Here is a 12200-nt window from a genome sequence, read left to right as displayed (position 1 = left end):
CTGCAGTTCCTGGCCGTCATGGGCGACCTCGCCGACGGCGCCGCCGAGGCGGACCCTCGGTGACTACGGTTCGCGCGCACCGACGCAGCACCCCGGTTCGCGCTGGCGCGCGTCGCTATCGTGGTGCCCGAGGGGAGGTGGTCACCATGGCGTTCGCACCGGCGACACGCGGCGCCTGGGCGCGCCACCAACCCGCCCCCGTCGTCCCGGAATCGCTGTCCGAGCTGCGTGGCCCGACGGCCGGTCGCGTGACCCTCCCGATGCACATCCAGTGGTCCGGCCACCGCGACTACGACCTCACCGACGACCAGGACGTGATCTGGCTGTACAGCCGGACCATCCGAGAGGCGTCCAGCTTGGCCGACCTGCACGCCGTCCTCGACGGGGCGACCCTCGTGCGGCTATGGCCGCAGCTGCGACTGCCAGCCGCACACGTGACCGCCTGGCAAGCCGCGTTCCCGCAGCTTCGACCCGCGCCGTGATCGATCCCCAGCAGCGCCGGCTCGCGGCCGCCGCACTGGCCGTTGCCGGCGAGCACGGGTTCGCCCTTGCCGGCGGGCTCGCGCTCGCCGCGCACGGCGTGGGTGCGCGCCCCTCGGACGACATCGACCTGTTCACCTCGAATGCTGACCCCGAGGCGTTCGCCACCGCCGTTGACGCTGTTCATCACGCGCTGCAGAGCAACGGCTGGCCCACCGAGCAACACCGCCGCGGTCCCCAGTACGCCCGCCTCGTCGTCGAGCTCACGCCCGGCCAGCACTACGAGCTGGACCTGGCCGTGGACTACCGCACCCACCCGCCCGTGGCCGTCGCCGACATCGGCCCGGTCCTCGACGTCGCCGACGCTGTCGGTTCCAAGATGACCGCCCTCTACGCGCGCGGGGAGGCCCGCGACTACGTCGACGTCCGGGAGACGGTCGTGTCCGGCCGGTACACCCGCGAGCAGGTCCTCGACCTCGCCGACCAGCGCGAGGTCCACCCTCTCGACCGCAGCCTCCTGGCCGAGCGCTTCCGCCAGGCGGCACGCCTACAGGAGAAGGACCTCGCCCCATACCTGACGCCCGCCGACGCCGCCGAGCTACGCGCCTGGTTCACCGTTTGGGCCGGCTACCTAGGCGATCGTGCCGCTGGACCCGCGCGCATCGCTCCCGCTTGGGGCGCCGACCCGACCCGCCCCCCGATCGCCCCGCAGCACAACCCCAACGACCTGGGCCCGGTGCTCTAGTCCGCCAGGACGTAGCTGGGGGCCAGCACCAGCTACCGCACGAGCCGGGTCTGGGTCCGCTCGACCGGCAACTTGTGTGCCTCGTGGAACGGCTGCCATGCCGAGTTGAGTCCGGAGTGATTGAAGTGGTGGAGCTGGATCGCTTCGGCGATGCGGCCCGAGCCCGCGAGAGGGCCCAGCCGCACGGCCCTGACCGCGTACCGCGGGAAGCCAGCGAGGGTGTCAGTCGGTCGCGCTGCGACGAAAGTGACCAGGCGCCCATCGGAGGTGACCCGCACGTTCGTGATGCCGGGGTACCGGCTAGGCACGCTGAACACCAGCCGCACCTCGCGCTCATCCTGGAAGCTCTCATCCTTGATGTGAAGCGCGAGCGTCTCCAGCATTTGCATCACCGTCGGTGCATGCTGCGTTGGCTCCTCGTCCGGCGGTGTTGCCCTGATGATCCTCACCGCGGCACGGACCATCCGGTCGACATACGGGCGCGCCTCGTCGGGGCCGTAAAGGACCGGCCGCCAGGCGGTCCCGAGATCGTAGGACGCTCCAGTCGTTCGCCCCGGAGCTGCCGTCCACGTGCCCCCCGCAAGGGTGGCGGCGTGCTGCCCATATAGGCGGTACTGGGTGAGGCTGTCGGGTTCCGTCGAGGCCGACAGCACGAACGCGTCCGGGAACCAGTCGGCGGGTGTGCGCGCGGCCTCGATCGCATCTTGCATGAGGCGTACGACGGGCGCGTCTCCGGTGGTGGGGTACGCCCGGAAGCGCTCGGCGATGACGCCCCAGCCGTACAGCCGCTCGGTCGGGTCGTTGAGGTCCTGGACGTGTGAGGCCCACAGCGCCTTGTCACGGATCATGCCGTGCAGCCCGTGGATGTCGGTGTAGTGGTACACGTCGCCCGAGTGCACCGGGGGGAGCGGGTCCTCGTCCTCGGGGTGCAGGTAGGCGTAGACGGTCTGGGGAACGCCGGGTTGGCTCACGGGCCGATCCTAGGCAGCGGACCGGCGGACCGGGTGGGGTCGGGACCGCTACAGATCCACCCCCGGGGTGTCGCGCTCATAGGGCTCTACTTCGGGCAGGTCGTAGTCGATGTGCTCGGCGTGGACCGGGGTGTAGGCGTCGACGACCTCGGCGAGGATCGTCGAGGGCATGAGGCCGTCGCCGACGACGGCCTGCAGGTGGTCGGTGGCGGCGATGACGGCTTCGGGTGGGAGCCTGCGCAGCCTGGTGGCCATCTGGCGGACGAACGCGATGCGCCCTTCGACTGTTTCGAGCGCCGCGGCGTCGGCGTGCGCGTCGATCACCGCGTGGGTCAGTGCTGACGGGCGGGTGAGCGTGGTGCGCAGGGTGTCGAGCGCGCCGGCCTTGACGAGGTCGGCGGGGTCCTGGCCGTCGGGCATGGTGGCGATGCCGGCGGTCGCCGCCTCGTTCGGGCTGAGCAGCTGCCACACGTGCTCGGCCGCCTTGGCGCCGGCGGTGTCGGGGTCGGTGGCGACGATCAGGTTCCCGAGTCCGCCGGCGGCGCGGCGGAGCTCGTCGAGCTGGCCGGCGGTGACCGAGGTGCCGCACGAGGCGACGGGCACGAGGTCGTCGGTGGCGAGCTCGCGCACGGCGGCGACGTCCATCGCTCCCTCGAGCAGCACTGGGGTGGCACCGGCTGCCAGGCGCCGGCGGGCGCCGGCGTCCAGGCCGTAGAGGACCGCGGACTTGTCGTAGGCCTCGGTGGCGGAGGTGTTCAGGTACTTCGGGACGGCCGGGTCGGTGGTGGCGGGGTTGGCTCTGGCGGTGAACGCGATGATGCGGTCCTGGCCGTCGCGGATGGGCAGGGCGAGCCGGTCGCGGAACCGGTCGATGAGCCGGCCGGTCGATGCCCGGGTGGCCAGGCCGGCCTCGAGCAGGGCGTCGTCGCTGATGCCGCGGGCGCGCAGCGCGTCCAGGGTGGTGGTCCAGCCGGCAGGTGCGTGCCCGGCTTCGGGGTGCAGGCCGCGCTCGGCGAGGTGGCCGGTCACCCAGGAGTCCGCGGCGCGGGACTGCCACAGCTCCCAGGCGGCCGCGTTCACCGCGGCGATGCGCTCGACGGTCCGCTCGTCGGTGACGGGCTCCGGGTCGGGTTCGGGGAACGGGTCCTCGGGTGGTTCGGGCGGCAGGTCGTCGATGGTCGCGGCGAGGTCCTCGGTCCACGGTTCGATGTCCAGGACCTCGGCCGGCCAGTCGACGTCGGCCCACGGGTCGGTGTCCGGCCAGGGGTCGGGCAGCGGCTGGTCGACCGTGTCGTGGTCCCAGGTCTCGACGACGCCGGTGACCCGCTGCCAGTCGCGGTCTCGGCGCCGGTCGGCGCCGCGCGGGCGTGGGCCGAGCGGGTCGGGTCCCTCGACCTGGTAGGTGTCCCGGTAGACGGCGACCGCGGTCACCATCCGCTGCCACGCCTCGGCACGCGCGGGGTCGGTGGGCCTGGGCGACAGGCGGTCCAGCCAGGACGCCCCCTGCTGGTCGAGGGCTGCGGTCTGCTGGGTGATGCGGTCGGTGATGAGGGCCGCGCACTGCGAGGCGAGGTCGCTCAGGACCGGGTCGGCGCCGGTGAGCTCTGGCACGACGCCGGCGACCCACCCGGGGGTGTTCGGGCCGATGTCGGCGTTCTGCACGATGCCGGCGTGCAGGCGGTGCTGCAGGATCGCGGCCGGGTCGAGGACGGTGTCGGTCGCGTTCTGGGCGCCGAACAGCACGCCCTGGCCGGCCTGGTCGGGTTCGGGGCGGGTGATCGGCAGGGCGAGCAGCCGCGCGGTGCGGGCGGGGTCGACCGCCCGGGCGCGGGCGGCGGTGGCCACCAGCGCGTCCCAGGCGGTGCTGGCGGCGATCGCGTCGGCCTCGTTCTGGCCGCGCACCGCGACCAGGTGGGCGTGCAGGGTCGGGCCGTGGTGCCAGCGCGAGAGGTACTCGTACTCGGCGACCAGGCGCCCGAGGTTGTGCGCCTGGTCGTGCTCGCGCACGGCCGTCTCGTGGGCGGTGCGCTCGGCGGTCTCGGCGGCCAGCGCGCGGGCCAGGACCGTGAACGGTGTGGGGCGGTCGGTGACGACCTGGTGCTCGGCGCGTAGCTCCTCATCGCTGGGCAGTCCGACCCAGGCGACGTTGAGGGAGCGGCCGCGGGTCATCGCGACGTAGGTCAGCTCGCGGGTCATCCGCTCGCCGTAGGCGATCGCCAGGTGTCCCTCGTCGACGGTGACGCCTTGGGCGCGGTGTGCGGTGGTGGCGTACCCGAGCTCGACGGACTCGGTCAGGTACGTGGCCGGCAGGGTGATGCGGGCACGGCTCTCGTCGCCACGTTCGGCCAGCACGGACCCGTCCGGGCCGATCGCCATGACGGTGAGCAGGTCGCCGTTGCGGATCGGGACGCCGGCCTCGTCGCGCAGGGTGCGGTCGACCTTGCGGGCCAGGATGACCTCTCCGACGCCGGCGTCCGCGGATCCGCGCAGCGGGACCAGGACAGTGGTGTCGACGTCGCCGGCGGCGCGCCGGTCGAGGGTGAAGCGGGTGTTGAGCTCGTCGACCTGGTCGTTGGTCGCGGCGATCAAGATCGCGGAGCGACCCTCGGCCCTGGCGGTCAGGACGGCACTGTAGGCGGACTCGAGCATGTCCTCGGTGCTGCCGCCGCGCAGCCGGCCGGCTTCCTCGTACTCGACGAGCCCCTGGACGTCACCGGTGCGCAGCGCGAGGGACGCCTCGGCCTCCCACTTCTCGTGGAACCGCCACACGGAGGTCAGGCCGGTGGCGTGCCCGGTGCGGTCCAGCCAGCCGAGCATGCCGCCGGCGGCGGGCGCGTCGAGCTGGGCGGGGTCGCCGACCAGCAGCATCTTGGCGCCGGCGGCCTCGACCTGGCGGGCGAGCTGGGCCAGGTCGAAGGTGCCGGTCATGGAGGCCTCGTCGATGATCACCAGCTGCCCGGGCCGGACCTGGTAGGTCGCGGCGTCCGCGTCGACCTGGGTGAGCAGGCGCGCGCCGGCGGCCTGCGCCCTGGGGGAGCGCCGCGCGGCCATCCGAGCGGCGTTCTCGCGGCGTTCGGCCCGGGCGGCCAGGCCGCCCGGGCTGGTCTCCCAGAGCATCTTGGCCACGGTGTGCACCTGGACCCCGAGCGCCGCGGACAGCTCGGCCGCGGCGCGGGCGGAGGTCGCCAGGCCGACGACGGTGCCGGGGCCGTGCTCGGCCTCCCAGCAGGAGCGCACGGCTGCCATCGTGGTGGTCTTGCCGGTGCCGGCCGGGCCGACCACCGCGGTGATCGTGGCCGGGTCGGTGGTCGCTGCCAGGGCGGCGGCCTGGTCCTCGGCGAGCGGGTGCGGGGTGCGCACCTGGTCGAGCACCGCGCGGGCGGTCGCCTCCGGCACGTGGGGGGCGCTCTGCCCCGGGGCGGTGGCCAGGTGGCGCAGGCAGGCCTCGGCGTCCAGCACGCGGCGGTGGGTGAACCGGCGCGCGAGCGGGTCGTCCATGCCCGCCGCGGCGGTGGTGCGGGCCACGCGCGGGTCGTCGCGCCCGGCCTCGGGCAGGGCGTACCGCTGCGGGGTGAGGGGAACGCACTCGGCCACGGCCAGGTCGGTGATCGCGTCGATGAGCGCCGCTCGCTCACCCCGGGCGCAGCGCACCATCCTGGTCAGCCGCTCGGCCTCGGCGCGCAGGTTCGCCCGCGACCACGTCGCCCGCGACGACAAGGCCCCGTCGACGACCTGGGCGACCGCGCGCTCGCGCAGCACGGTCGACTCCGGGTCGTCCTCGAGGTCGCCGGCCCGGGGCGCGCGGGCGGCGCCCGGGCTGGTGCGGCGCGCCTGCTCGAGCAGGCGCCGGGCGAACGTCTCGACGGCCGGGGCGTCGGCGCGGACGCGATCGGCGGCCACGACCTGCCGGTCGTGGCCGGTCGCGCCGGCCACGATCGCGGCCGGGTCGTGCCCGAGCGTGCGCAGCTGCTCGCGCCAGGCGGCGACCAGCTCACCGAGCGGGCGCGGGGTCTTGTCCTTCGGCCGCCGGGTGGCCGCCCACGCCTTCTGGTGGATGCGGTCCATGTCCCGTCGCCCGGGGGCACGCCCGTCGTGCTCGGCGGACCACGCCGCGACCAGGTCGCGCTCCACCTGCTGGATCTGCGCGGCCCGGGCGGAGAACTTCTCGACGACCTCGGCCGGGACCCCGTCGACGTCCAGCACCACGGACTTCGTGGCCCGGGAGGTGGTCCGCGCCCGTTCGGTGAACGTCAGGCCAAGGCGCTCGTGCAGCACGTCGAGCAGCACGTTCTCGTGCAGCTCGGACGCGGCCACCGCCGACCGGTACAGGCTCGCGCCGTCGACGGTCATCCACTTGCCGTCCGCGGCGCGCTGCACCCGGTTGGCGACCACGACGTGCGAGTGCAGGTGCGGGTCGCCCTCGCGGGTGTCCCAGTGGTCGAACCGGGCAGCGACCATCCCGACCACGGGGGACGACACCACCCCGCCGCGTCCGGATCTGGTGCACAGCACCTCGTCTTGCACCCAGGACAGCGCCTGATCGATCGCCTCGTGGTGCGCGGCCAGGATCGCGACCTGCGTGGCCTCGTCCGCGGTGCCCCACAGCACCGAGACGGACTTCGGGATCCGGAAGGTCAGGTCGAACCCGGAGACGGTGTTGGCCGAGACCTGCTCGCGCGCCGTGTGCAGCTGCACCGAGGTCTGCCCGAGCCGTGCGCCGGTGATCGGGTGCGCGAACCGGGAGAACAGCGCCTCGGCGCCGTCGTGGGTGACCGGCTGCCCGGCGCTCAGCCCGATCGCCGCGGCGCCCGCGCCCCACCACCGCCCCGGCGGGGTGCCGGCCGCGGTGTAGTAGGCGCTCATCCCGCCCTGAGCGGTCGACGGGCGATCACCGGTGGCGACCGTGTTGAGCAGGTACCGCACACCGGCGAGCTGGGTGATCTTGGTGATGTTCATGGCCACGGCGATCACTCACCCCGATCGGTGAGCGGCGCGCGGTCGATCAGCTGGCGATCGACGATCACCTGCAGTGAGCGCTCGTACCCGCGCCAGTCGCGCATCTGGAACACCCGCCGCACGATCAGGGCGAGCGCTCGAGCGTCCGCCCGGGTCGCGCTCAGCTCGGCCTCGATCGTGACCACGCGGGCACGCAGACTCACCGCGGTGTCGACCGCGGCGGACATCTCCCGTTCGATCTGGACTGCCGCGGCCGCGCGCTGCTGGTGCGCCGCGGCCAGCGCCAGGGCCGCCAGGGTGGCAGCCGCGGCGTGCGGGGCATCGGTGCTCGAGGCGGCCTTGCGGGCCCGGTAGCGGCGCTTGGGAGCCTGGCCCGCTTCTCCGGACACCTGGTCTGAGGCGATGATCGTCTCGGAGAGGAGTCCTGGATGCCTGCAGCCAAGCCGCCGGAGTTCCGGCGTCGAGCAGTGGATCTGGCCCGCTCGGGTCGGCAGCCGGTCGCGAAGGTCGCGTCCGATCTCGGGATCAGCGAGTCGTGTCTGCGCCGGTGGATGGCCCAGGACGACGTCGATGCCGGTCGCCGTGAGGGCGTGAGCTCCGACGAGCGCCGCGAGCTGGTCGAGCTGCGGCGCCGCAACCGGGTGCTGGAGATGGAGGTCGAGATCCTCAAGCGGGCCTCGGCGTACTTCGCCCGGGAGAACGTCCTCCCAAAATGAGCGCCCGGCTGGTCCAAGAGCTGGCCGCTGACGGGGTGCCCGTCGCGGCGACCTGCCGGGTCCTCGGGATCTCCCGCTCCGGGCTCTACGACGCCATGAACCGACCGCCGAGCACCCGCGCGATCGCCGACCAGGCGCTGACCGCGACGATCACGGCGATCCATCACGGCTCGCGGGCGACCTACGGCGCCCCGCGAGTCCATGCCGAGCTGCGTCTCGGGCTCGGGGTCGCCTGCGGACGCAAACGCGTCGCGAGGCTGATGCGCGCGGCCGGGTTGATAGGGGTCTGCCACCGGCGCAAACGCTGCGGGCAACGACCGCTGCCAGCACCGCACGACGACCTCGTCCAGCGGCGGTTCACCGCCAACGGCCCGGACCGATTGTGGTGCACCGACATCACCGAGCACCCCACGGGCACCGGGAAGGTCTACTGCGCCGCGGTCCTGGACGTGTTCACCCGCAAGATCGTCGGGTGGTCCATCGCGGACCACATGCGCTCGGAGCTGGTCGTCGACGCCCTGCAGATGGCGATCTGGCGGCGCCACCCCGCACCAGGTGCGATCGTGCACGCGGACCGCGGAAGCCAGTACACGTCGTGGATCTTCGGGCACCGGCTGCGCGAGGCCGGCCTGCTCGGCTCGATGGGCCGAGTCGCGTCCTCGGTCGACAACACCATGATGGAGAGCTTCTGGTCGAGCATGCAGCGCGAGCTGCTCGACCGCCACGCCTGGTCCTCCCGCGAGGAGCTCGCCTCGGCGATCTTCGAGTGGATCGAGGGCTTCTACAACCCCGTCCGACGCCACTCCGGCCTCGGCTACCGGTCCCCGAACGACTTCGAGGACCTACACACCGCCGCCACCGCGGCGGCATGATCACCACACCGCAACTGTCCGGGAAACCGGGTCAGGCTCCGCCCGAGAGGTTGCGTGCGCTGCGCGATGAGCTGATGCGTCACGACGCGGTGAACCAGGCCGTCGGGCTCCTCATGGAGCGTGAGGGCCGGGACCGGCTGTCCGCGCTTCACGAGCTGGTGGTGGAGTCGGTTCGACGGGACGTAACGGTGTATGAGGTCGCGTGCACGGTGCGCGCACGTCTGACTGTGAGGCTTGTGCCTGCGGCTCGCTGAGCGGTGGGCTGTGTTTGGTGGGTGCGCGCGTGACTCTACGTCTGACTGGCTTCGTGCCTTCGAGCGGACTTGTCCGCGCGTGCCTGCCGGCCCCGGCCCGACCGGAGTTGCTGGCCTGATCAGGAGCTTGACCGCCCGTGGACGCGGGCGTGTCCCGTCACAGTCCTGCCGATCTCCAGCCGGACCGGAACCTCACGTTCCTCCGGTTCGAAGGAGTACGCGGTGACCAGTCTGGCTGAACGCGTCGATCTCGTCATCGGGGTCGACACCCACAAGCACACCCACACCGCCGCGGTCGTGGACGCGACCACTGGCGGCACGCTCAGCGAGTTGACCGTCAGCACCGATCCGGGTGGCTATGGCGAGCTGCTGACCTGGGTCGGCGCGATCCGTGGTGGCTCGCGGGTCTGGGCGTTGGAAGGTGGCGGCGGCTACGGCGCCGGTCTGGCCCGGTTCCTCGGGTCGGCCGGTGAGCAGGTCGTGGAGCTGGACCGCCCGAAGCGAGCCGCCCGACGTCATGGCGCGAAGTCCGACTCCCTGGACGCGGTCCGCGCCGCACGCGAGGCCCTGGCCCGCGAGCACCTCGCGCGGATCAAGGACGACGGTCCTCGCGCCGAGCTCGCCGTTCTCATGGCGGCCCGCCGCTCGGGGGTCGAGGCCGCGACCCTGGCTCAGCGCCAGCTGCTCGCTCTGGTCACCGCGGCGCCAGAGGAGCTGCGCGCCGTGCTGCGCGGGGCGAACACGACCGTGACGGTCCAGACCGCCGCCCGGTTGCGGACCCGATCGGCCTGGGACCGTCAGACGGTGACCACCGCGAACGTCCTGCGGACCCTGGCGCGCCGGGTCCTGACCCTGCAGGACGAGGCCCGCGACCACGAGACCGCGATCGGTGAGATCGTGCGCTCGTGGCGGCCCGACCTGCTGACCCAGCCCGGGATCGGAGCCCTCACCGCCGCCCAGGTCCTGATCGCCTGGTCCCACCCGGGACGGATCCGCTCCGAGGCCGCGTTCGCGATGCTCGCCGGGACCGCCCCGATCCCCGCGTCCTCAGGCATGACGATCCGGCATCGGCTGAACCGTTCCGGGGACCGCCAGCTCAACCGCGCGCTGCACGTCATCGCCCTGTCTCGCGCCCGCTACGACCAGCGCACCCGCGACTACATCGACCGCCGCCGCGCCCAGGGCAAGACCGACCGCGAGATCCGCCGCTGCCTCAAGCGCTACATCGCCCGCGACCTGTTCCGCCAACTCGAACACGGCCCACTCCCGGCTTGACGAACCATAGGAGCGTCCTAGAACGGGTCGGCCGGTCCCCGGGAGCCGAGTACCTGGCGCGCGGTGGCATCCAGGTGCTGGCCGGCAGCCAGTGCTCGCGCCCGCAGCAGGGCGAGGCTGGTGCTGGCGTCCGTGCGGTGCCTGGCCATGAGCATGCCCACCGCCCGGCTCGTGGCTGTTCCGCCCCCGTCGATGTCGAGCCAGGTGTGCGGCGGGAGCGTCAGCAGCTGCCTGCTGAGCGCGACGGCGATGTCGTGGGGCCAGCCGAGCTGCGCCAGCGGGCCAGGGCCGCCTGCGTGTGCAAGCAGAGCCCCGAAGGCCTGCCCGCCCGCCAGCAGGGGTACCGCCGCGACCCACGGCAGTCGTGGCCGTCCAAGGAGCTCGGTCGCGAGGTTCGCCCACGGGGCAGGTGCGACGGCGGGGTCGACGATGACATCGGCGCCCTCCGCGGCAAGGTGCGCAGGGCCGACGCCGAGGATCTCCTCCGCTGCTTCGAGCTCGCGCGCTGTTCGGTCGGTCGCGTCCACGACGAGCCGCGGGCCGTCCTGGGACAGCACCGACAGGGACACGCCGTCTGCCCGGAGCACGTCGCGCGCGGCCCGGGCGAGTCGGTGCGCCGGCGGTCTGCTCGGCGGCTGTATCCGGACAGCGGCGGCGAGCGCGATGAGCGCGCGTGCGGAAGAGTGCACGACCGAAGTCCCCCAGGTTCGGTGCTCCGCCCGGGTCTGGACGTGCGGGGCTGCCCCTACATGGTGAGCGACCAGGCGAGCGCACGCCTCCTGGCGCGCTAGTTCAGGCCCGAGGTGGCCAGCACCCGGCCGTAGTACCGCGGCCGCACCAGGTCGGGGCTCGGCAACCATCCGCCGTCGACGGTCAGCCCACCCTCCGCGAGGTACCGCTGCGCGACCTCCAAGACGTCTACCGTCTCGGGCATGTGCAGGTGCCGGTGCCCCAGCGGCTCGCCGGCGAGATCGATCAGGCCCAGGGTCCAGTCAACCTGGCCGGGCTCCGCGTCGCTCCCGTGCAGGATGACGACCCGTGCGGTGCCACTGAACGGGGAGACCGCCAGGTGGTCGAGCTCTCGCACGAGCGCCCCCATGCCGGTGCAGTCCACGCTGTTCTCCTGTCGCTGACGCGGCTTCACCGCCGCCCACCCAAGCCCTCGCGTCCTGAACCCGCAAGAGGGTCGACGTCACTCACGCGTCTGCTCCGGGCTGGTGTGCGCGGCCTCCCGTGCACGGCCCGTCTCCGACGCTCGCAGCTTTACGGCTTCGTCGCCGGGCCGCACGAACCGCGCCGGCGACGAGCAGGCGGTCACCTCAGGTCGAGGACCAGCCGCAGGGCAGCGTCGACGTCCGTCAGTTCGCCGGGCTCGAGGCGGCCGGCGAAATCGCCGAGGCGTGTGTCGGCGTTGACGGCGGTGGTCTGCTCGACCAGGACGTAGGTCGTGGTCCCGTTCAGCGAGATGCGGGGCCGGAACACCGTCGGGGTGACCGACGTCGAGGTCGGTGCGACCAGCAGCGTCGACAGGGCGAAGCGGTCGGTCTGGACCACGACCGCGTACCGGGGCCCGCGCTGCTCGTGGCCTTGGGTGGCCTTGGGTGCGCGCAGCCGGTAGACGTCACCACGCACGCAGCGGCTCCAGGTCGGCGGCGGCTGCGGCGACCTCTGCCCGGTCGTGCGGGTCGTCACGCAGGGCGGCGGCCTGCTGCGCGGCCAGCGTGAGCAGGGCCTCGTACTCCGCGGCTCGGATGGCCTCGCGGACGACCTCCGAGCGCTTGCGCCCGGTCAGCTCCACCAGGTGCTCCAGCGCGCGGTCGGTCTCGGGATCGGTGCGTACGACGAGCTGGCTCATGCACCCAGTCTCCCACACGCGATGCGCAACGCAATGCGATGAGCGATGCGGTCGGGGTTTGGTCTCCGCCGCTCCC

At 73.1% G+C, this 12200-nt stretch carries 11 protein-coding genes and 1 pseudogene; 5 read left to right on the top strand and 7 right to left on the bottom strand.

Annotation, left to right across the window (positions count from 1 at the left end; genetic code table 11):
* Positions 1-146 precede the first annotated feature (146 nt).
* Entirely contained in the window at positions 147-482 is a 336-nt protein-coding gene (locus HNR08_RS10190) for a hypothetical protein (protein WP_146839045.1), read from the top strand.
* Positions 479-1225: a nucleotidyl transferase AbiEii/AbiGii toxin family protein gene (locus HNR08_RS10185; protein WP_183834993.1), complete on the top strand. Its 747-nt coding sequence runs from the start codon at positions 479-481 to the stop codon at positions 1223-1225. The genes HNR08_RS10190 and HNR08_RS10185 overlap by 4 nt, the downstream gene beginning before the upstream one ends.
* 32 nt (positions 1226-1257) lie before the next feature.
* Here HNR08_RS10185 and HNR08_RS10180 read toward each other — a convergent pair whose 3' ends face one another.
* The 3 genes from HNR08_RS10180 to HNR08_RS10170 are packed head-to-tail and all read right to left on the bottom strand — an operon-like array spanning position 1258 to position 7541.
* Positions 1258-2196: a hypothetical protein gene (locus HNR08_RS10180; protein ID WP_146839049.1), complete on the bottom strand. Its 939-nt coding sequence runs from the start codon at positions 2194-2196 to the stop codon at positions 1258-1260.
* A gap of 48 nt (positions 2197-2244) precedes the next feature.
* Positions 2245-7167, bottom strand: a complete 4923-nt coding sequence (gene mobF / locus HNR08_RS10175) for a MobF family relaxase (protein WP_183834991.1) — start codon at positions 7165-7167, stop codon at positions 2245-2247.
* Complete coding sequence (locus tag HNR08_RS10170; protein ID WP_183834990.1) at positions 7164-7541, bottom strand: hypothetical protein; 378 nt, start codon at positions 7539-7541, stop codon at positions 7164-7166. The genes mobF and HNR08_RS10170 overlap by 4 nt, the downstream gene beginning before the upstream one ends.
* A gap of 39 nt (positions 7542-7580) precedes the next feature.
* Between HNR08_RS10170 and HNR08_RS10160 the strand changes: the two are divergent.
* The 3 genes and pseudogenes from HNR08_RS10160 to HNR08_RS10150 all read left to right on the top strand — a co-directional run bounded on the left by HNR08_RS10160 (position 7581) and on the right by HNR08_RS10150 (position 10269).
* Positions 7581-8740: pseudogene (locus HNR08_RS10160) on the top strand (IS3 family transposase).
* Positions 8737-8994 carry an ANTAR domain-containing protein gene (locus HNR08_RS10155; protein ID WP_183834988.1) on the top strand — a complete coding sequence of 86 codons (258 nt, stop codon included), beginning with the start codon at positions 8737-8739 and terminating at the stop codon, positions 8992-8994. Before HNR08_RS10160 ends, HNR08_RS10155 begins: the two are co-directional and overlap by 4 nt.
* A gap of 222 nt (positions 8995-9216) precedes the next feature.
* On the top strand, positions 9217-10269 hold the full coding sequence (locus tag HNR08_RS10150) for an IS110 family RNA-guided transposase (protein ID WP_183834773.1): 1053 nt from the start codon (positions 9217-9219) through the stop codon (positions 10267-10269).
* Positions 10270-10286: 17 nt separating this feature from the next.
* Here the strand turns inward: HNR08_RS10150 and HNR08_RS10145 are convergent, their stop codons facing one another.
* The 4 genes from HNR08_RS10145 to HNR08_RS10130 all read right to left on the bottom strand — a co-directional run bounded on the left by HNR08_RS10145 (position 10287) and on the right by HNR08_RS10130 (position 12124).
* Positions 10287-11129 (bottom strand): GAF domain-containing protein, encoded by an 843-nt coding sequence (locus HNR08_RS10145; protein ID WP_338075800.1) that lies wholly within the window; start codon positions 11127-11129, stop codon positions 10287-10289.
* A complete protein-coding gene (locus HNR08_RS10140) occupies positions 11057-11383 on the bottom strand; it encodes a hypothetical protein (protein ID WP_146840909.1) in 327 nt (108 codons plus the stop codon). Before HNR08_RS10140 ends, HNR08_RS10145 begins: the two co-directional genes overlap by 73 nt.
* Before the next feature lie 200 nt (positions 11384-11583).
* Positions 11584-11901, bottom strand: coding sequence for a type II toxin-antitoxin system PemK/MazF family toxin (locus tag HNR08_RS10135; protein WP_146840910.1), 318 nt, complete (start codon positions 11899-11901; stop codon positions 11584-11586).
* Complete coding sequence (locus HNR08_RS10130; protein ID WP_146840911.1) at positions 11891-12124, bottom strand: ribbon-helix-helix protein, CopG family; 234 nt, start codon at positions 12122-12124, stop codon at positions 11891-11893. The genes HNR08_RS10135 and HNR08_RS10130 overlap by 11 nt, the downstream gene beginning before the upstream one ends.
* Positions 12125-12200: the final 76 nt, after the last annotated feature.

Origin of the sequence: Cellulomonas hominis (assembly GCF_014201095.1) — a bacterium.
Classification (GTDB): Bacteria; Actinomycetota; Actinomycetes; order Actinomycetales; family Cellulomonadaceae; genus Cellulomonas; species Cellulomonas hominis.
The sequence above is the reverse complement of the archived record's forward strand: the minus strand, read 5'-3'. Positions and strand labels throughout refer to the sequence as shown.